Source organism: Microlunatus sp. Gsoil 973, assembly GCF_009707365.1.
Taxonomy (GTDB): domain Bacteria; phylum Actinomycetota; class Actinomycetes; order Propionibacteriales; family Propionibacteriaceae; genus Microlunatus.
In genome coordinates, this window is sequence record NZ_CP046122.1 from 772,029 (window position 1) to 792,468 (window position 20,440).

Genomic DNA, 20,440 nt, shown 5'->3' on the forward strand with positions numbered 1-20,440 from the left:
CCCGCCGACTCCATCCCGACCCTTCCCGCACCAGTTGCTCGACGCCGCACCGGCCGCTCGGCGGCGCACCCGTTGCAGGCGGTGCGCGACGGACCAATTGGTGCGCGGCCGGCCAATTGGTGCGCGGCCGACCAACTGGTGCGCGGCCGACCAACTGGTACGCGGCCGGCCAATTGGTGCGCGGCCGGCCAACTGGTGCGCGGCCGACCAATTGGTGCGCGGCCGACCAACTGGTGCGGCGGCGACCACCGACCGGTGCGGCGCGACGCTACAGTGCGCCGTTGAGGACGTGGTGGGGGACCGAGCAGGCGGTGCGAACGGCCCACGCCCAGCGCCGCCCCTCGTACGCACCACTAACTCGGCCCCGCACCACCTGCAGCCGGTGCGGGGCCGAGCAACTGGTGCGAACCGCCCGCGCCCCGGGGAAGCTGATACCTGAGAGACTGGTGCGGTGCGAGACGTGGTCATCCTTGGCAGCACCGGTTCGATCGGCACCCAGGCGCTGGAGGTCATCGGTCAGCGACCGGACCTGTTCCGGGTCACCGGGTTGTCGGCCGCCGGCGGCAACATCAAACTGTTGGCCAGGCAGGTGCTGGATTTCCGACCCGAGGTGGTCGGGGTGGCGCGCGCCAGTGCGGTGCAGGATCTGCAACTGGCGCTGTATGCGGAGGTTTCCCGCCGTGGCTGGAACCGCGGCGAGATGAGACTGCCCAAGATCCTGGCCGGACCGACGGCCTCGGACGAACTGGCGGCCTACGGCTGCGACATTGTGCTGAACGCCATCACCGGAGCCGCCGGGCTGACCGCAACCCTGGCCACTCTCGGCCGGGGCACAACCCTCGCCCTGGCCAACAAGGAGTCGCTGATCATCGGCGGGAGGCTGGTCACATCAGCGGCACGGGACGGACAGATCGTGGCCGTCGATTCGGAGCATTCGGCCATCGCCCAATGCCTGCGCGGCGGCCGCGCCGACGAGGTCGACCGGTTGATCGTCACCGCGAGCGGCGGCCCGTTCCGCGGCATGACCAGGGAGCAGATGGCCGACGCCACACCCGAACAAGCACTGGCCCATCCCACCTGGAACATGGGCCGGGTGATCACCACCAATTCGGCGACGCTGGTGAACAAGGGTCTGGAGGTGCTCGAGGCACACCTGCTCTACGGCATCGATCTGGACCGGGTCGACGTCGTGGTGCACCCGCAGTCGATGATCCATTCGATGGTGCAGTTCGTCGACGGCTCGACGCTCGCGCAGTGCTCGCCGCCGGACATGAAGCTGCCGATCGGTCTCGCCCTCACCTGGCCCGACCGGCTGGTGGGAGCGGCTCGCCCGGTGGACTGGTCGACCGCCAGTTCCTGGACCTTCGAGCCGCTGGACGACGAGGCGTTCCCCGCTGTCGAGCTGATCCGCCGAGCCGGCAAACTGGGTGGCACCGCCCCGGCCGTGGTGAACGCCGCCAATGAGGAATGTGTCGACGCGTTCCACGACGGCCGGATCGGCTTCAACGCCATCACCGACACGGCGGCCGCAGTGCTCGCCGAGCACACCTCCGCGCTCCCTGAGCGGATGTCGGCGCCGATTTCGGCCGAGAACGTACCCTCGAGGATGGTCAGCGACGACGACCTCACGCTGGATGTCGTGCTCGCTGCGGATCGGTGGGCGCGGGAGCGTGCGGCGCAGTTGATGATCGAAGCGTGATGATCGAAGCGTGATGATCGAAGCGTGATGATCGAAGGTTGATGGTCGGACGTGGTGGTCGGATGGTGACAGTTGGACAACGGGAGTAGGGCGTGCACATCCTGATCTACATCGCGGGAGCGATCGTCTTCTTCGTGATGATCATGGTCTCGGTGGCCCTGCACGAGATCGGACACCTGGTCCCCGGGAAGTTGTTCGACGTCAAGACCACCCAGTACATGGTCGGTTTCGGCCGCACCCTGTGGTCGACGCGGAGGGGCGAGACCGAGTACGGCATCAAGGCCGTTCCGCTCGGCGGTTACTGCCGTTTCGTCGGCATGTATCCGCCAGATCCCGGATCGGGGAAGTTGCGCACCGTACGTACCGGGATCTTCCAGTCGATCGCCGACTCCGCACGAGCCGCGGAATGGGAGGACATCCGGCCCGAGGACGACGGTCGGCTCTTCTACCAGAAGAAGACCTGGCAGAAGTTGATCATCATGTTCGGTGGCCCGACGATGAACCTGATCCTGGCCTTTGTGACCATCCTTCTGGTCAGCCTCAGCTACGGTCTGCCGCAGCCGACTGCCCGGGTCGCCCAGGTCAGCGAGTGCATCATTCCGGCAGCAAGGCAGGCCAGCCCCGACCCGGCCCAGCATCGATGCCGTCCCGGTGACCCGCCGACGCCAGCCGCCCTGGCCGGGTTGCGCTCCGGCGACGTGATCACCGTGTTCAACGGCGTTGCCGTCCGCGACTGGAACCAGCTGTCCGACCTGATCCGCGACAATCTCGACCACGAGGCACGGATCACCGTCCGCCGCGACGGGCACAGCGTCGACCTCAAGCCGGTGCACACCGTGATCAGCGGCGTGAGCTCCAACACCGACCCGGGCAAGGTGGTCCGGGCCGGCTTCCTCGGCTTCAGCCCCAGCCAGGAGATGGTGCACGGTGGCCCGGTGTTCGTGGTCGGCCAGCTGTGGACGATGACCGAGCAACTGGCCAATGTGATCGTCCGGTTCCCGGTCCGGGTCTACAACACCGCGGCCGACCTGGTCACCGGAAAGCCGCGCGACGTCAACGGCCCGATCAGCATCGTCGGGGCCAGCCGGCTGGCCGGCGAAGTCGCCGCCACCAACGACATCGACGTGTCGACCAAGGCAGCGCAGATGTTCCTGCTGCTGGGCACGGTGAACCTTTCTCTGGCTTTGTTCAACTTCGTACCCTTGATGCCGCTGGACGGCGGTCATATCGTCGGTGCGTTGTACGAGGCCGTGCGGCGGCGGCTGGCGAGGCTCTTCGGCCGGCCTGATCCGGGCCACGCCGACACGGCGAAGATGCTGCCCGTCGCCTATGTTGTCAGTGCTGTGATCGGAGTCAGTGGCCTGATCCTGATCGTGGCCGATGTGATCGACCCGATCACGTTCTAGCAGCACCAACCGGAGGAACCGGGAGAATAGGAAGAGATGACGACGATCGACCTGGGACTGCCCGCAATGCCGCCCGAGGCGCTTGCGCCGCGGCGCAAGTCCCGCAAGATCAAGGTCGGCAAGGTCGAGGTCGGCGGTGACGCTCCGATCAGCGTCCAGTCGATGACCACGACGCTGACCTCCGACATCAACGCCACCCTGCAGCAGATCGCCGAGTTGACCGCCGCGGGCTGTGACATCGTGCGGGTCGCCGTGCCGAGCGCCGACGACGCCGCCGCCCTACCGGCGATCGCGCACAAGTCGCAGATCCCGGTGATCGCCGACATCCATTTCCAGCCGCGCTACGTGTTCGCCGCGATCGAGGCGGGTTGTGCGGCGGTTCGGGTCAACCCGGGCAACATCAAGGCCTTCGACGACCAGGTCAAGGAGATCGCCCAGGCGGCGACCGAGGCTGGGGTGTCGCTGCGGATCGGTGTCAACGCCGGCTCGCTGGACAAGCGGCTGCTGGCCAAGTACGGCCGTGCCACCCCCGAAGCTCTGGTGGAGTCGGCGCTGTGGGAGGCCGGCCTCTTCGAGGAACACGGCTTCCGCGACTTCAAGATCTCGGTGAAGCACCACGATCCGGTGATCATGATCAAGGCCTACGAGCTGCTTGCCGAACGGTGCGACTACCCGCTCCATCTCGGTGTCACCGAGGCCGGACCAGCGTTCCAGGGCACCATCAAATCGGCCGTGGCCTTCGGCGCCCTGCTCAGCAAGGGAATCGGCGACACCATCCGGGTCTCGCTGTCGGCCGACCCGGTCGAGGAGGTCAAGGTCGGCACGAAGATCCTCGAGTCGCTGAACCTGCGCCCGCGCAAACTCGAGATCGTCTCCTGCCCGTCCTGTGGCCGGGCCCAGGTCGACGTCTACAAGCTCGCCGAGGAGGTCACTGCCGGGCTGGAGGGACTCACCGTACCGCTGCGCGTGGCCGTGATGGGTTGTGTGGTGAACGGTCCGGGGGAGGCGCGGGAGGCCGATCTCGGTGTCGCCTCGGGCAACGGCAAGGGCCAGATCTTCGTACACGGCGAGGTGATCAAGACGGTCAAGGAGAGCCAGATCGTCGAGACCCTGATCGAGGAGGCCATGCGGATCGCCGAAACGATGCCCGAAGAGCAGGATGGCGTTGTGGGGACACCGCAGGTCAGTGTCGGCTGAGACGCGCTAAGTTCTCTCCTAGTGGGTCACGTCCCGGGTCCACGATCGGAGGCGGAGGATGAGCCAGACAGCGGTTCGCTCCGGTGTCCGCGTGTTGACGTCCGCCGACACCGACGACGCCGTCCGGCTGCTGGCGGCATCCCCGATCGACAACGTCTTCGTCGCCTCCCGGGTCCGCAGCTCGGGACTCGAGGCGCGTGACCTCGGCTGCCCGATCTGGGGCTATGAGGAAGGCGGCCGTCTGCGTGCCATGTGCCACGCCGGGTCCAATCTGGTCCCGGTGAACGCCGGTCACGAGGCGGTCGCGGCCTTCGCCCGCTACTCCGGTCCGCGCCGGATGTGCTCCTCGATCATCGGTCCCGCTGCCATGGCCATGGAGCTGTGGCAGCAGCTCAGCGCGCTGTGGGGATCGGTCTGGTCGCAGACCCGGGAGATCCGGGCGCACCAGCCGGTGCTGGCGATGGACGGCGATCCGCTGGTGCCGATCGATCCTGGCGTCAAGCCGATGACCATCGACCACTGGGACGCGTACTACCGGGCGGCGGTACGGATGTACACCGAAGAGGTCGGGGTGTCGCCGCTGCAGGGCAACCCAGCAGGATACCGCTACTACGTGCGCCAGTTGATCACCTCCGGCCGAGCGTTCGGCGTGGTCGAGGGCGATCGGGTGATCTTCAAGGCCGACCTCGGCTCGGTGTCTGCCGGCGTCACCCAGGTCCAGGGCGTCTGGCTCGATCCGACCCTGCGGGGACGCGGCCTGGCGCCGGCGATGATGGCTGCCGTTGTCCATTACGCCCGCCGGATCGCACCGGTCGTGTCGCTCTACGTCAACGACTTCAACACCCCGGCGCGGGCGACCTATGCCAGGGTCGGCTTCCGCCAGACCGGTGAGTTCGCCACGGTCCTCTACTAGCCCCGGCCGCTGCCGGCCGCGCCGTCCGACGCGTCGGGACTCGCAGTGTGGGATAGGCGACGGCGGGGAGATTCCGGACCTAGACTCCGAACGTGCCCGCAATCGACGAAGACCTGCAGGAACTGGTCGACGAGGCTGTCGACCGGCTGATGCAGCGATGGGAGCTCGCCGAGGCCGAGTTGAGGGCCCTGTTGCAGGAGTCGATCGACACCGAATGTGCGGTCAACGACCCGGACCGGGTCAAGGTCTCGTCCACCCGGGTGAAGAACAAGGCCCGGATCGCGGAGAAGATCCAGCGCCGGGTCCGCAACCGCGAGATCGCAATGCCGCAATGCATCGAGGAAGTACAGAACTCGATCTTCGACATCATCGGGCTGCGGATCATCTGCAAGACGCTGCGTGACGTTGATCTTGCCGCCAAGGCGGTGACCGCCGCGTACGGCCCGAAGTTGGAGCAGGTCGGCGACCCGAAGGACTACATCCGCAACCCGAAGGCGTCCGGTTACCGCTCGCTGCACTATCTGCTGAAGATCACCGTCGATGAGCCGGACGGTCCGGTCCAGGTGCCCTGTGAGGTGCAGATCCGGACCATGATGCAGGACGCGTGGGGCGAGCTGACCCACGAGAACTCCTACAAGTCCGGCGATGCGGCCCTGCCCGGCCTGTTCCTCGACCTGTCGCGGCACATGGCCGACCTGATGGACCAGGTCGACCAACTCGCGCTCACCCTGGCCGAGGCCAGCGAGTCCATCCTCACCCAGATGGCGGTGCACAACGAGTATCCGGTGATCGATCCCGACAGCGGGAACCATCGGCCGCCGCTGCTGGCCGGGAGGACCTATCTCGGTCGGGTGCTGACCACCGGCCGCAACTACGCTTTGGTGCTGGTCGACCAGTTCCGCGGACTGCTCGGCGCCTCGGAGATCAAGCAGGCGCTGGGCCTGGACACCTTCGTTGAGGTCAGTGATTACGTGCTGCCGGGTGACTCGTTGCCGGTGCGGATCGTGGAACACGACCCGGCGCGCGATCGCCTGCTGCTGGAACCCGCCGACCCCAAGGATCTGCGCAGCAGATACAAGCGGCGCCGGAGCAGCTCGGCGGGATAGAGTCTGTGACCGGCAATCGGCGCGTCGACTGCCCGTGGCCGGCTGATGGGCCATGACGGTAGGTGTGAAGGGAAGCAACACGTGATCACCCGCATGACGGAGCTGTTCGTCCGGACCCTCCGGGAGGACCCGGCCGACGCGGAGGTGCCCAGCCATCGGTGGCTGGTCCGGGCCGGCTACATCCGCCGGACCGCTCCAGGGGTCTACTCGTGGTTGCCGCTGGGTTACAAGGTGCTGCGGAACGTCGAGCGGATCGTCCGCGAGGAGATGGATCCGATCAGCCAGGAGATCTCACTCCCCGCACTGCTGCCGCGCGAGCCGTACGACGCGACCGGGCGCTGGGAGGAGTACGGGCCGAACATCTTCCGGCTGAAGGATCGCCGCGGCAACGACTATCTGCTCGGGCCGACGCACGAGGAGATCTTCACCCTCCTGGTCAAGGAGATGTGTTCCTCCTACAAGGATCTGCCGCTGGCGCTCTACCAGATCCAGACCAAGTACCGGGACGAGGCGCGGCCCCGGGCCGGTCTGCTGCGCGGCCGGGAGTTCATCATGAAGGACTCCTACACCTTCGACATCGACGATGAGGGGCTGGAGAAGCAGTACCAGGCCCACCGGGACGCGTACATCCGGATCTTCAACCGCCTCGGTTTCGAGTACGCGATCGTGCACGCCATGTCGGGCGCCATGGGCGGCTCGGCCAGCGAGGAGTTCCTGGCCATCGGCGAGAACGGCGAGGACACCTTCGTCCGCTCGCCGGGCGGCTATGCGGCCAATGTTGAGGCGGTCACCACACCGGTGCCCCCGGCGATCCCGTTCGCCGACGCACCGGCCGCCCACGTCGAGGACACTCCGGACACTCCGACCATCGAGACCCTGGTCGCGCTGGCGAATGCACGCGTCCCGCGCGCCGACCGGGCCTGGCAGGCCGGCGACACGTTGAAGAACGTCATGCTGACCGTTCGCCATCCCGATGGCAGCAAGGAGCCGTTGGCGATCGGCGTCCCCGGAGACCGCGAGGTCGACATGAAGCGGCTCGGCGCTCAGCTGGAACCGGCCGAGGCCGAACCGTTCACCGACGAGGACTTCCGGCAACACCCCGGACTGGTCAAGGGGTACATAGGACCGCAGGCGCTCGGCCTCGACTCGTCGACCAGGATCAAGTACCTGGTCGATCCGCGGGTGGTCGCCGGGACCCGTTGGGTGACCGGCGCGAACGAGCCTGGTCGGCACGTCTTCGACCTGGTCGCGGGCCGGGACTTCACCCCGGACGGCACCATCGAGGCGGCCGAGGTCCGCGAGGGCGACCCGGCACCCGACGGCTCCGGGCCGCTCACCCTGGCCAAGGGAATGGAGATGGGCCACATCTTCCAGCTCGGCCGCAAGTACGCCGAAGCACTCGGCCTGAAGGTGCTGGACCAGAACGGCAGGCTGGTCACCGTGACGATGGGTTCGTACGGCATCGGCGTCTCCCGTGCGGTCGCCGCGGTGGCCGAGAACACCAGTGACGACAAGGGTCTGTGCTGGCCGCGTGAGCTGGCGCCGTTCGACCTGCAGTTGGTGATCGCGGGCAAGGGCGACGACGCGGTGACCGCCGCCAACGACCTGGCCGCCCGGCTGGACGACCTGGGCGTTTCGGTACTGCTGGACGACCGCAAGGCGAGCCCGGGCGTGAAGTTCGCCGACGCCGAACTGATCGGGATGCCGACGATCGTCGTGATCGGCCGCGGTTTGGCCGACGGCGTGGTCGAGGTCAGGGACCGCAAGACCGGCGAACGGGAGAACGTGCCGGTCGACGACGCCGTCGATCGGATCCTGGCGGTCGTCCGCGGCTGAGCGGGTCAGCGGGTCGGGTAGCCCGGCCACACGGTGATCTTCGGCGACCACTCCACCGTGTGGTCGGCAGTCCTGATCATGGTGGCAAGCGTCGCCGACCGGTCGGCCTTGTCGACAGTGGCCAGCCACTGTCCCAGGAAGGGCAACATCCGGGTCTCCATGATCGCGATCAGCCGGGCGGCCCTGCCGGCGCTGGTCGGCTGGACCGCCAGGCGGTACGCCGCAGCAGCGGCTGGCACCCTGGCCTGCTGATCATCGAGCTGTGCCGCCAGTCGATCACGGAGATCGCGATAGCCGGCCAGCCTGGTCGACGCAGTATCGACGCGATCTCCGGACAGCTGTGCGATGGCGCTCTGGTAGCCGAAGATGATCGCGTAGCACTGGCGCAGCAGGTTCGCCACCGCCGTCTGCTGATCGGGGATGATCACGTTCAGGCGATGATCACCGATCACCCCCGGTCCCGGATCGGTGCCGTGACGACAGGCGGTCAGGTAGCCGGCCGATGCCGCAGCCAAAGAGCCCCAGAGCAGCACCAGCCCGGCCTGTTGATCTTCCGGACCGGCGGCAGACTCGGCCAGCGCGGCGTAGGCCTTGGTGGCTCGCGACTCCAGCGTGCGGAGTTCGGCCAGGGCGGCTTTCGGGCTGTGACCGACCGATGGTCGGCCGGCGGACGCATCGGTCGTCGGGGTCGGCGTGCCGGCCGGAGTTGCCGGAGTGGTCGGGTTCGGTGTGGTCGTCGAACCGTCGGGTGCGAGCGGATCGACACGTCCGAGTACGGCTGCGTGGCCCCGGTGGGCGTCCCGCAGGCAGACCAGCAGATGACGTTGTGCGATGGTCAGCTCTCCGCGGAACCGGCGTAGGGCCGTGGCCGCGAAGATCGCGAGATCGGTCTCCCGCGTCGCGCTCTCGACGGTGCCGGGCAGTTGTGTGGGGGTCGGTGTCGGCGGTATTGCCGCGGAAGGGTCGGGACGGTCCGGCCCGGGCAACCGATCGCCCGTACATCCGGCCAGCCCGACAGCCCCGAACCCGACACCGACAGCCCCGACACCGAGGGAGACGCCGAATGACAGGAATTTCCGTCGACCCACAGACCCCGGCCGTTCGATCGCGGTTCCTCCTGGTCCGTGCAGCCGACCATCCGCGAGAACGGGCGTGCTGCGGCCCGACCCTGCCCGACGTGCAGGCGCCACATTGGTGCGGCACGACACTATCTCACTGTGCGATGATGGCCTGCACAACTGCACGGCACAACCGGATCGAAGGACGACATCGTGATGCATCTGCAGGTGGTCGAGGCCGCGCCGGGCGGGACCCCGACGGGTGGTGCCCTGCGATGAACCGGGACCGGATCGTCGAGGTTGTCGAGCCGGTGCTGAAGCAGTTCGCGCTCGATCTGGATGCCGTGGAGATCAAGCCCGCCGGCAAGCGCAGCGTGGTTCGCGTCGTGGTGGATGGTGACGGGCCCGACGGCAGCGGTCCGTCGCTCGACGACATCGCCGAGGCGACCACGGCGGTCTCCGGTGCGCTCGACGCGTCGGATGCGACCGGCGCCGGTCCGTACACCCTGGAAGTCACGTCGCGCGGCGTGACGCGACCGCTGACCCTGCCCAGGCACTGGCGACGCAACACCGGCCGACTCGTCGCGGTGACGCTGGCCGACGGAGCGGCGGTCACCGGCAGGATCGCCGGTTCCGACGACGACACGGTGACACTCGAGGTCGCGGGCGGGCCGCGGGAGGTCGCGTACTCACAGATCAGCAAGGCGCTGATCCAGGTCGAACTCAATCGTCCACGGCGGACCGACCCGGCCGGAAGGGAGAACTGACATGGACATCGACATCTCCGTACTGCGTCTGATGGAACGTGAGAAGGATGTTCCCTTCGACCTGTTGGTCAACGCCATCGAGGAAGCGTTGATGTCGGCGTACGACAAGACGCCGCATGCCGTGCCGGGTTCGCGGGTGGAGCTGAACCGCAAGACCGGACACGTCCGGGTGCTCGCTCCCGAGCTGGACGAGGAAGGCAACAGGATCGGCGAGTACGACAACACGCCCGAGGGCTTCGGCCGGGTGGCGGCGTCGACGGCCCGACAGGTGATCTTCCAGCGGTTGCGGGATGCCGAGGACGAACAGAAGTACGGCCAGTTCTCCGGCGTCGAGGGCGACATCGTCTCCGGTGTCATCCAACAGGGGCACGATCCGCGGACCGTGCTGGTGGACCTGGGCAAGATCGAGGCGATCATGCCGGCGGCCGAGCAGGTCCCGGGCGAGACCTACCGGCACGGTTCACGGATCAAGGTGTACGTGGTCTCGGTGCGCAAGGAGAGCCGCGGCCCGCAGGTCGTGGTCTCCCGGACCCATCCGGCGCTGGTCGAGCGCCTCTTCCGGCTCGAGGTTCCGGAGATCGCCGACGGCACCGTGGAGATCAAGGCCGTGGCCCGCGAGGCGGGACACCGCAGCAAGATCGCGGTCTGGAGCAATGATTCCAACGTCAGTGCCAAGGGTGCCTGCATCGGTCCGATGGGACAGCGGGTGCGTGCGGTGATGCACGAACTCAACGAAGAGAAGATCGACATCATCGACTACTCCGACGACCCGGCCACCTTCGTCGGCCAGGCGCTCTCGCCGGCCAAGGTGAGCTCGGTCACCGTGGTCGACGAACGTGCCCGGGCCGCCCGCGTTGTTGTCCCGGACTACCAGCTGTCGCTGGCCATCGGCCGCGAGGGGCAGAACGCCCGACTGGCCGCCCGGCTCACCGGCTGGCGGATCGACATCCGTTCCGACACCGCGCCGGCCGAGTCCTGACCTCGGCGCGGCGTCGCCCCGCTACCGAGGTTCGGGTGCGCGGCCGAGCTTCGACGGCCACCAGATCCGCCGGCCGATGTCCAGCGTCACCGCCGGCACGAGCAGGGTCCGGACGATGAAGGTGTCCAGCAACACACCGAAGGCGACGATGATCGCCAGTTGCAGCAGGAACAGGATCGGGATCACCGCCAGGGCGGCGAAGGTTGCGGCGAGCACCAGTCCGGCCGAGGTGATCACCCCGCCGGTGATCGCCAGCCCACGCCGGATCCCGGCCCGGGTTCCGTGGGCGAGCGCTTCCTCGCGGACCCGGGTCATCAGGAAGATGTTGTAGTCCACGCCCAATGCCACCAGGAAGACGAACCCGTACAACGGTACGGCCGGATCGGCACCGGGCAGATCCAGCACCTGGTTGAACATCAACGCCGACACCCCCATCGCCGTGCCGAGCGACAATACGGTCGCGATGATCAACAACAGCGGTGCCAGCACGGCTCGGAGCAAGATCATCAGGATGAGCATGATCACGGCAAGTACCACAGGGATGATCAGATTGCGGTCGTGGATCGACGCGGCGTTGGTGTCCACCGCCGTCGCTGTCTCACCGCCGATCATGGCAACGCCGGCCAGTCGGTCGCGGAGTCTGCTGATCGTCTCCTCGGCGTCCACGCTGTCCGCAGGATCGGTGAGCGTTGCCTGCAGGAGCACGTCTCCGCCGGACACCGTCGGTTCCGCCGGTTTGCCGCCCGGCGGACCGGCCTGCTGGATGCCGTCGGACGTGACGGGAAGCGTCCCGGCAGCGGAATCCTTCGCAGTGACGGCGACACTGTCGATGCCGCGGTCCGCCAGCAGTACGTCGGCGGTCCTCTGCAGGTCGTCCTCCGCGGTGATCACATAGGCGGGCGTCCCGGACCCGCCGGGGAAGTGGTCGGCAAGCACCCGCTGGCCGTCCCGGGCATCGGAGGTCGTCGTGACCAGATCGCTCTGAGGTACGCCGTCGGCCCGCAGCTGGGTGACGCCGACAGTGCCGGCCAGCAGGGCCAGGGTGACCACGATCCAGGTCAGCCTGGGGCGCCGGGAGATCCGATCCCCGATCCGCGCGTACAGTCCCGAAATTCCCGGGTCGGTCTGCGGCCGGGACCGGCGCGACATCCGCGGCCAGTAGGCGGCCCGACCGAAGATCAACAACAGACTGGGCAGCAGAGTCAGTGCGGCCAGCAGTGCGAAGGCGATGCCGATCGCGGCGACCGGTCCCAGTGACTTGTTGGAGTTGAGATCGCTCAGCAGCAGGCAGAGCAGACCGGCGATCACGGTGCCGCCGGAGGCGAGGATCGGCTCGACCGTGCTGCGCAGGGACGCCCGGGTGGCCGCCAACTTGTCCTGTCGGGAAGCCAGTTCTTCGCGGAAGCGTGCGGTGTAGAGCAGTGCGTAGTCGGTGGCGGCGCCGATCACCAGGATGAACAGGATGCCCTGGGTCTGGCCGGTCAGCACGAGCACGTCGGCCTTGGCCAGCAACCAGACCACCAGCAGGGCGACGCAGAGCGCGAAGGTGCTGGTGATCAACACGAGGATCGGCAACAGCAGTGACCGGTAGACGATCACCAGGATGACCAGTACCGCAGCCAGGGCGACGCCGAGCAGGAGCCCGTCGATGCCGCTGAACGCCTCCTTGAGATCGGCAGTGAAACCGGCCGGTCCGGTGACATGGGCGGTGACGCCTTCCGGGGTCTTGTCGGTCACGGCCGTACGGATCGCCGCGACCACCTCGCCGACGTCGGCATCGGAGTCGACCGGCACGAAGGCCTCCGCGGCACGACCGTCCTCGGATCTGATCACCGGCGAGGCGCCGTCGGCCACGCCGTCGACCTTCTCGGCCCGCTTCACGGCCTCGCCCAGCTCGGTGAGCTGGCCGGCCGTCAGCTTGTCGTCGGCAGCGAAGACGATCACCGCCGGAATGACGTCATCGCCGGTGAAATCGGTCAGCCGCTGCTGCACCCGGGTCGCATCGGCGCTGGCAGGCAGGAAACTGGTGTTGTCGTTGGACGACACCTCATCGACCCGACCGAAGTACGGCCCGCCGATCCCCGCGACGGCGACCCAGGCCAGGGCCAGCAGCGAAGGCACGACGACCCGGAGCACGCGACCCACACGGGAGCGGCCACGACCACGGTCATCCTGTTGGTCCGGGGTCCCCGGGCCCGGAACGCCGACGTCGACGCCGGTCGGGGAGTCGGGTTGCTCGGCGGGCGGGATTGAGGCAGGCGACACGGGAGTCCTTTACCTAGCTTGGCTAGCAATCATGATAGTTGGTGATATACCCGCATCGACGGCGAATCCACGGAGGTGACATGCCGAAACCTGTCGAGGATGCGCCGTTGGCGGCGGACGGCGAACCGGAATCGGGGACCCGCTCGGTGTACGACCTGGCCGCCAGCGACCCGCACGGTGAACTGGTCGACGCGGGCGAGTTGTCGGCCGCGGACATCGAGCAGGTGGACGGGATCATGGCGGCGATGGCCCGGCTGCGGTACCTGGAGCAGGCGCTGTCGAATGCCGCGCAGTCGAGCATGGCGATGAACCAGACCGATCTACGAGCGGTCCAGTTCCTGATCGTCGCCGAGAACACCGGCCGGATCGTGACGGCCGGGGATCTGGCCAGACATCTGGGAATCACCACCGCGTCGACGACCAAGATGCTGAACCGGCTGGAGCGGGACGGGCACATCCATCGGCGACCGCACCCCGCGGACCGGCGGGCCGTCGCGATCGTCCTGGCGCCGGACAGCAGGCGCCGGGCGATCGAGACGGTCGGCCGGCAACAGGCCCGCAGGTTCGCCCCCGCCGCGGCCCTGACACCGTCGGAACGGGAGATCGTCCGTCGCTTCCTGGTGGCGACCGCCGACGCCCTCGAGGCGGGTATCGACCGGCCGCCCGCAGCGCGTTGATTCCCGGCCGGCTGCAGGACTCAGATCACGCCAAGGGCGAGCATCGCGTCGGCGACCTGGGTGAAGCCGGAGATGTTGGCGCCGGCGGCGTAGTTGCCGGGTACGCCGTACTCCTCGGCGGTGGTCAGGCAGCGGTCGTGGATGTTGCGCATGATGTCGGCCAACCGCTCCTGCGTGTGCTCGAAGCTCCAGGAGTCCCGGGACGCGTTCTGCTGCATCTCCAGTGCGCTGGTGGCGACCCCGCCGGCGTTCGCGGCCTTGCCCGGGGCGAACGCGACCTTGGCCGCGGAGAACGCCTTGACCGCCTCCGGGGTACACGGCATGTTGGCACCCTCGGCCACCACGGAGCAGCCGTTCTTGATCAGCGTGTCGGCATCCCGGCCGTTCAGCTCGTTCTGGGTGGCGCAGGGTAGCGCGATGTCGCACGGCACCGACCAGATCGAGCCGTCGTTGATGTGCCGGGCCTTGTCCCCGCGGAGGTCGGCGTACTCGGTCAACCGGCCGCGCCGCACCTCCTTGACCTCGCGCAGCAGTTCCAGGTCGATGCCGTTCTCGTCGACCACGTAGCCGCCGGAGTCGGAGCAGGCGATGACCCGCCCGCCGAACTGCTGGACCTTCTGGATCGCATAGATGGCGACGTTGCCGGAGCCGGACACGACGACCGAACGGTCTGCGAAATCCTCGCCACGGGTCGCCAGGATCTCCCGGACGAAGAACACCGTGCCGTAGCCGGTCGCCTCGGTGCGCACCTGGGAGCCGCCCCAGGTGAAGCCCTTGCCGGTCAGCACGCCGGACTCGTACCGGTTGGTGATCCGCTTGTACTGGCCGAAGAGATAGCCGATCTCCCGGCCACCCACGCCGATGTCACCGGCCGGCACGTCGGTGTACTCGCCGATGTGCCGGTACAGCTCGGTCATGAATGACTGGCAGAAGCGCATCACCTCGCGGTCGGAATGACCCTTCGGATCGAAATCACTTCCGCCCTTCCCGCCGCCGATCGGCATCCCGGTGAGGGCGTTCTTGAAGATCTGCTCGAAGCCCAGGAACTTCACGATCCCGAGATAGACGCTGGGGTGGAACCGCAGCCCGCCCTTGTACGGCCCGAGCGAGGAGTTGAACTCCACCCGAAAACCGCGGTTGATCTGCACCCGCCCCTGGTCGTCGACCCACGGCACCCTGAAGATGATCTGCCGCTCCGGTTCGCAGATCCGCCGGATCACCTCCGCGTCGGCGTACTCAGGATGTTTGCCAACAACCGGGCCCAGACTGTCCAGGACCTCGTGAACCGCCTGGTGGAACTCCTGTTCGCCGGGATTGCGACGAAGAACCTCTTCGTAGACGGGGATGAGCTTTTCGTCAAGCACGGACAACTGGAGCTCCTGATTGATGGTGGCTTCCGACGCGTTCGAATGTATCGGGCGCGGCTGCCGCCCCGAATTCGGCGGTCGGCGGGTCGAGGAGAACCTGGTTGCGGCAACTGGGTAATCTGGATTCGTGGAGCCGGTCCGTACCTGTCTTGGGTGCCGTGGCCGGGAGAACAAGGCTGACCTGATTCGACTCGTCCGGCGTGACGACGCAATCGTGGTCGACGTACGGCGGACGGCACCTGGCCGTGGTGGCTATCTGCACCGCAGGCCGGAGTGCTGGGAACCGGCGCTGCGGCGGCGGGCATTGACCCGGGCACTGCGGGTCACCGATGTCGATCGCGAAGCGCTGCTCGGCCGTCTGGATGCAGCCGTCGGCGACGGCGGGGCCGCTTAGGCGAATCGCGGCGGGTTGGCATAGAGTTCTCATTTGAATCCGCTCGTCCCAACGTCAACGACGTTGAAGGGGCGAGTAGGCGTACGCCCTGGCCGTGACCGCGGCCAGGTCTGGAACCAGAAGGTGGGCTAACGCTCATGACCACTCGATGAGTACTGCTCAATGAGCACGCACAACAACTAACTGGTCCAAGACACCACCCCACGTCCGGGGCATGGTGACCGACTTGGACCGCATGAGGGAGAGTAGTGGCAAAGGTCCGAGTCTACGAGCTCGCGAAGGAGCTCGGAGTCACCAGCAAGGACGTCCTGAACACGTTGAAGGACATGGGCGAGTTCGTCCGGTCGGCATCGTCGACGGTCGAAGCACCCGTGGAACGCCGCCTCAAGGAGAGGCTGGCGAACGAACCCATCAGGAAGGGCGGTCGCAAGACCGCCAAGAAGGCTGCGCCCGCACCTGCCGCGAAGTCGGCCGAGGCGGCCGAGTCGACCAACGGCTCGGCGAGCACCTCGGCCAACGGTGCAGGCCGGCCCGAGGCGACGACCGAGGCTCCGGCAGCACCGGCAGCAAGGGTCGAATCGCCGAAGCCTTCGGCTCCACGGCCCGCTCCGGCCGCCGAGGAGAACGGTGGCCGCCCGTCGGCGGCCGAAGCACCGGAGCGGACCGCTCCGTCGGCCGAGGTCCCCGACTCAGACATCGCAGCGCCGGCACCGCGCACGCCGTCCGCCGGTGCGCCCGGCACGCCGTCGGCTCCGCCGCGGCGCCCGACCCCTGGCCCACGCCCCGGCCCGCGTCCGGGTGCACCGCGTCCGGGTGAACCCCAATCCCGGCAGGGTGAGTCGCGTCAGGGTGAGTCGCGTCAGGGTGACTCCCGTCAGGGTGAGTCGCGGTCCGGCGAGGCCCGCCATCAGGACTCTCGTCCGAGCGCCCCGCGTCGCGATTCCCGCGACGGCGGCCCACGTCCTGGCGGCCCACGTCCCGGACCTCGTCCCGGTGCGACCGGCGGTCTGCCGAGCGGTGGTCCGCGTCCGCGGACGACCGGTCCGCGTCCGGGCAACAATCCGTTCTCCTCGTCCCAGGGGATGGGCACGTCACGTCCGGGACGGCCGGAGGGCGCGCCGCGTCCCGGCATCCCGCGTCCGCCGGCCGGCCGCGGTGGTGGCCAGGGTGGCCCGGGCGGTCAGCGTTCCTCCGGTGGCGCCCCGGGTATGCCGCGCCCGAATCCGGCGATGATGCCGCGGCAGAGCAACAGTCAGCTCGGTGCTGCCGGTACCCGTGGCCGTGGCGGTCCGGGTGGTGGCACCCGTGGCCGCGGCGGTCCCGGTGGCGGTCGTGGTCCGGGCGGCGGTCCGGGTGGCCCGCCCGCCGGGCGCGGTGGCCGTGGGGGTCGTGGCGGCACCCAGGGTGCCTTCGGCCGCCCGGGCGGTCCGTCACGCCGTGGTCGCAAGTCCAAGAAGCAGCGTCGTCAAGAGTTCAACGAGATGGAGGCGCCGTCGCTCGGCGGTGCCCGGGTCCCGAAGGGCGACGGGCAGGTCATCCGACTCGCCCGTGGCGCCTCGCTGACCGATCTGGCGGAGAAGATCAACGCCGATCCGGCAGCACTGGTGCAGGCGTTGTTCCATCTCGGTGAGATGGTCACCGCGACGCAGTCGGTCTCTGACGACACCCTGCAGGTGCTCGGTTCGGAGCTCAACTACGACATCCAGGTCGTCTCGCCCGAGGACGAGGACCGGGCGTTGCTGGAGAGCTTCGACATCGAGTTCGGCGAGAACGAGGGTGGCGACGAGGATCTGGCACCGCGCCCGCCGGTCGTCACGGTGATGGGTCACGTCGACCATGGCAAGACCCGACTGCTGGACACATTGCGCAAGACCAATGTGGTCGCCGGTGAGGCGGGTGGCATCACCCAGAGCATCGGCGCCTACCAGGTCGCGACCGAGGTCGAAGATCAGGAACGCAAGATCACCTTCATCGACACTCCGGGTCACGAGGCGTTCACCGCCATGCGTGCCCGGGGCGCGAAGTCGACCGACATCGCCGTCCTGGTGGTTGCGGCCGATGACGGAGTGATGCCGCAGACCATCGAGGCGTTGAACCACGCCACCGCGGCCGATCTGCCGGTCGTGGTCGCGGTCAACAAGATCGACAAGGAAGGCGCCGATCCGACCAAGGTGCGCGGTCAGCTGACCGAGTACGGCCTGGTTCCCGAGGAGTACGGCGGTGAGACGATCTTCGTCGACGTCTCCGCGATCACCGGGCAGGGTCTTGACGATCTGCTCGAGGCGATCGTGTTGACCGCCGATGCCGCACTCGACCTGCGGGCCAATCCGGAGATGGACGCCCAGGGGGTCGCCATCGAGGCGCACCTGGACAAGGGTCGCGGTCCGGTGGCAACGGTCCTGGTCCAGCGCGGCACGCTGCACGTCGGTGACTCGATCGTCGCCGGTCCGGCCCACGGCCGTGTCCGGGCGCTGCTCAACGACAGCGGCGAGAACGTCGACGAAGCCCCACCGTCGATGCCGGTCCAGGTGCTCGGCTTGACCGCCGTACCGGGTGCCGGCGACAGCTTCATCGTCGTCGACGACGACCGGACCGCACGGCAGATCGCCGACAAGCGGGCCGCCCGAGCACGGATGGCCGCACAGGCCGCCGGTGCCCGGCGTCGGACGCTGGACCAGCTGTTCGAGCAGTTGGAGAAGGGCGAGACCCAGGAACTGCTGCTCATCCTCAAGGGCGACAGCTCCGGTTCGGTCGAGGCGTTGGAAGATGCGCTCACCAAGATCGACGTCGGCGAGGAGGTCTCGCTGCGGGTCATCGACCGCGGTGTCGGTGCGATCACCGAGACCAACGTCAGCCTGGCCGCCGCCTCCGACGCAGTGATCATCGGTTACAACGTCCGAGCCCAGGGGAAGGCCACCGAACTGGCCGACCGCGAGGGCGTCGACATCCGCTACTACTCGGTGATCTACGCCGCGATCGACGAGATCGAGGCTGCTCTGAAGGGCATGCTGAAGCCGATCTACGAAGAGGCACAGCTGGGTACGGCCGAGGTCCGGGAGATCTTCCGGTCCTCCCGGGCCGGCGTCATCGCCGGTTGTATGGTCACCGGCGGCATCATGCGGCGCAACGCCAAGGCGCGGCTGGTCCGCGACGGTGTGGTGGTCACGGACACGACGATCAACTCGTTGCGGCGCGAGAAGGACGATGTCACCGAGGTGCGCGAAGGCTTCGAGTGTGGTCTGACGTTGGCCAACTTCTCCGACCTGAAGATCGGGGACGTTGTCGAGACGTACGAGATGCGCGAGAAGCCGCGCGACTGACCCGTCCGATCGACGGTTTGCTGACGGTGTGATTTGCCGCACCGGCTGCTGCATCCCGCACCGGGTACACCCGGTGCGGGATGCCGCAAGCGGTGCGGCAGTGGAGCGAGGAGATGGTGATGGCGTCGCCACGTGTGTTGAAGTTGGCCGATCAGATCAAGACGATCGTTGCCGAGATGTTGGAACGCCGGATCAAGGATCCTCGACTGGGGTTCGTCACGATCACCGACGTCCGGCTGACCGGGGACACCCGGGAGGCCACCGTCTTCTACACCGTCTTCGGTGAGGACGCCGACTGGGCCGCGACGGCCGCCGCCTTGGAATCGGCGACCGGTCTGCTCCGCTCGACGGTGGGCAAGCGGCTCGGGCTGCGCTATGCGCCGACCCTTGCCTTCGTCCCCGATGCGGTGCCGGAATCGGCGCGGCAGATCGAGGAACTGCTGGCGGCCGCCCGGGCAAGTGACGACGAGGTGGCCAAGCGCCGCGAGGGTGCCAGCTACGCCGGCGAGGCGGACCCGTACAAGCGTGACGACGACGATGACGCGGAGGCCTGACCCGGCGGTCTCCGGAGTCGTCGTCGTCGACAAACCCGCGGGGCTCACCTCGCACCAGGTCGTCGGCCGGGTCCGACAGTTGGCCGGTACCCGCAAGGTCGGCCATGCCGGAACCCTGGACCCGATGGCAACCGGTGTGCTGGTGATCGGCATCGAGCGGGCCACCCGGCTGCTCGGCCACCTCGCCCTCGACGAGAAGCAGTACCGCGCGACCGTCCGGTTGGGCATCTCGACGGTGACCGACGATGCCGAGGGTGCCACCGTCCACTCCGTCGGAGCCGCCGATCTGGACCCGAACGCCCTGAGGCAGCAGGTCGCTGCACTGACCGGCGAGATCGACCAGGTCCCGTCGGCGGTGTCGGCGATCAAGGTCGACGGGGTACGGTCCTACGCCAAGGTCAGGTCCGGCCAGCAGGTCCAACTGGCTGCTCGTCAGGTGACCGTCAGCCGCTTCGAGGTTCTGGCGCGATCCGATCACCGGGTGCCGACCGAATCCGGCGACCTGCCCGTTGTCGATCTCGAGGTCGAGGTGACCTGTTCGTCGGGCACCTACGTCCGGGCGTTGGCCCGGGATCTCGGTACGGCCCTGGGCACCGGCGGTCACCTGACCAGCCTGCGGCGCGTCCGTTCGGGCAACTTCGACGTCGCGCACGCCCGCACCCTGGAGCAGCTCGAGGACGACCTCGAGGTGACCGGCATCGACGACCTTGCCCGGCAGGAGTTCCCCGCGGTCGACCTGGACGACGCGAGCGCGGCCTGGGTCCGCAACGGGCGGCGGTTGCCCGACCTGCGGTTGACCGGCTTGACCGCACTCTTCGCCCCCGACGGCAGATTCCTGGCGCTCTACCGCCCGGCGGACGGCGACGCGGTGCCCGAGGCGGTCTTCGTGCCGTGATTAACTT

Annotated in this window: 16 protein-coding genes; 13 read left to right on the plus strand and 3 right to left on the minus strand. The window is 68.1% G+C overall.

The genetic code is table 11. From position 1 onward, the window contains the following. Positions 1 to 451: 451 nt before the first annotated feature. The 6 genes from dxr (at position 452) to GJV80_RS03620 (ending at position 8,157) form a co-directional block, all read left to right on the plus strand. Entirely contained in the window at positions 452 to 1,699 is a 1,248-nt protein-coding gene (dxr, locus tag GJV80_RS03595) for a 1-deoxy-D-xylulose-5-phosphate reductoisomerase (protein ID WP_154686718.1), read from the plus strand. A 92-nt stretch (positions 1,700 to 1,791) separates the two neighbouring features. Continuing rightward, positions 1,792 to 3,105, plus strand: coding sequence for an RIP metalloprotease (locus tag GJV80_RS03600; RefSeq protein ID WP_154686719.1), 1,314 nt, complete (start codon positions 1,792 to 1,794; stop codon positions 3,103 to 3,105). Positions 3,106 to 3,141: 36 nt separating this feature from the next. Continuing rightward, positions 3,142 to 4,302: a flavodoxin-dependent (E)-4-hydroxy-3-methylbut-2-enyl-diphosphate synthase gene (ispG, locus tag GJV80_RS03605; protein WP_154686720.1), complete on the plus strand. Its 1,161-nt coding sequence runs from the start codon at positions 3,142 to 3,144 to the stop codon at positions 4,300 to 4,302. A 58-nt stretch (positions 4,303 to 4,360) separates the two neighbouring features. Beyond that, the gene (locus GJV80_RS03610) at positions 4,361 to 5,215 is read left to right on the plus strand and encodes a GNAT family N-acetyltransferase (RefSeq protein ID WP_154686721.1); all 855 of its coding nucleotides are present in this window, start codon (positions 4,361 to 4,363) and stop codon (positions 5,213 to 5,215) included. Between the two features lie 92 nt (positions 5,216 to 5,307). Beyond that, positions 5,308 to 6,321, plus strand: a complete 1,014-nt coding sequence (locus GJV80_RS03615; RefSeq protein WP_154686722.1) for a hypothetical protein — start codon at positions 5,308 to 5,310, stop codon at positions 6,319 to 6,321. 93 nt (positions 6,322 to 6,414) lie between these two features. After that, positions 6,415 to 8,157 carry a proline--tRNA ligase gene (locus GJV80_RS03620; protein ID WP_230208493.1) on the plus strand — a complete coding sequence of 581 codons (1,743 nt, stop codon included), beginning with the start codon at positions 6,415 to 6,417 and terminating at the stop codon, positions 8,155 to 8,157. Between the two features lie 5 nt (positions 8,158 to 8,162). Here the strand turns inward: GJV80_RS03620 and GJV80_RS03625 are convergent, their stop codons facing one another. Beyond that, positions 8,163 to 9,245 (minus strand): DUF4439 domain-containing protein, encoded by a 1,083-nt coding sequence (locus GJV80_RS03625; protein ID WP_195909141.1) that lies wholly within the window; start codon positions 9,243 to 9,245, stop codon positions 8,163 to 8,165. A 245-nt stretch (positions 9,246 to 9,490) separates the two neighbouring features. Here GJV80_RS03625 and rimP point away from each other — a divergent pair, with 245 nt between their 5' ends. Both rimP and nusA read left to right on the plus strand, forming a co-directional pair. After that, a complete protein-coding gene (gene rimP, locus GJV80_RS03630; protein WP_154686725.1) occupies positions 9,491 to 9,982 on the plus strand; it encodes a ribosome maturation factor RimP in 492 nt (163 codons plus the stop codon). A gap of 1 nt (position 9,983) precedes the next feature. Further along, positions 9,984 to 10,961 carry a transcription termination factor NusA gene (nusA, locus tag GJV80_RS03635; protein ID WP_154686726.1) on the plus strand — a complete coding sequence of 326 codons (978 nt, stop codon included), beginning with the start codon at positions 9,984 to 9,986 and terminating at the stop codon, positions 10,959 to 10,961. 21 nt (positions 10,962 to 10,982) lie between these two features. On the opposite strand, the gene GJV80_RS03640 is transcribed toward nusA, so the two are convergent. Next, complete coding sequence (locus GJV80_RS03640) at positions 10,983 to 13,226, minus strand: efflux RND transporter permease subunit (RefSeq protein ID WP_230208099.1); 2,244 nt, start codon at positions 13,224 to 13,226, stop codon at positions 10,983 to 10,985. 80 nt (positions 13,227 to 13,306) lie between these two features. Between GJV80_RS03640 and GJV80_RS03645 the strand changes: the two genes are divergently transcribed. Beyond that, complete coding sequence (locus GJV80_RS03645; protein ID WP_154686727.1) at positions 13,307 to 13,903, plus strand: MarR family winged helix-turn-helix transcriptional regulator; 597 nt, start codon at positions 13,307 to 13,309, stop codon at positions 13,901 to 13,903. A 20-nt stretch (positions 13,904 to 13,923) separates the two neighbouring features. Here the strand turns inward: GJV80_RS03645 and gdhA are convergent, their stop codons facing one another. Then, complete coding sequence (gene gdhA, locus GJV80_RS03650; RefSeq protein ID WP_154686728.1) at positions 13,924 to 15,273, minus strand: NADP-specific glutamate dehydrogenase; 1,350 nt, start codon at positions 15,271 to 15,273, stop codon at positions 13,924 to 13,926. A 124-nt stretch (positions 15,274 to 15,397) separates the two neighbouring features. Here gdhA and GJV80_RS03655 point away from each other — a divergent pair, with 124 nt between their 5' ends. The 4 genes from GJV80_RS03655 (at position 15,398) to truB (ending at position 20,433) form a co-directional block, all read left to right on the plus strand. Then, on the plus strand, positions 15,398 to 15,664 hold the full coding sequence (locus tag GJV80_RS03655; protein ID WP_154686729.1) for a YlxR family protein: 267 nt from the start codon (positions 15,398 to 15,400) through the stop codon (positions 15,662 to 15,664). 248 nt (positions 15,665 to 15,912) lie between these two features. Next, on the plus strand, positions 15,913 to 18,984 hold the full coding sequence (infB, locus tag GJV80_RS03660; protein WP_154686730.1) for a translation initiation factor IF-2: 3,072 nt from the start codon (positions 15,913 to 15,915) through the stop codon (positions 18,982 to 18,984). A 113-nt stretch (positions 18,985 to 19,097) separates the two neighbouring features. Further along, complete coding sequence (rbfA, locus tag GJV80_RS03665) at positions 19,098 to 19,538, plus strand: 30S ribosome-binding factor RbfA (RefSeq protein ID WP_154690012.1); 441 nt, start codon at positions 19,098 to 19,100, stop codon at positions 19,536 to 19,538. Continuing rightward, a complete protein-coding gene (gene truB, locus GJV80_RS03670; protein WP_154686731.1) occupies positions 19,522 to 20,433 on the plus strand; it encodes a tRNA pseudouridine(55) synthase TruB in 912 nt (303 codons plus the stop codon). The genes rbfA and truB overlap by 17 nt, the downstream gene beginning before the upstream one ends. Positions 20,434 to 20,440: the final 7 nt, after the last annotated feature.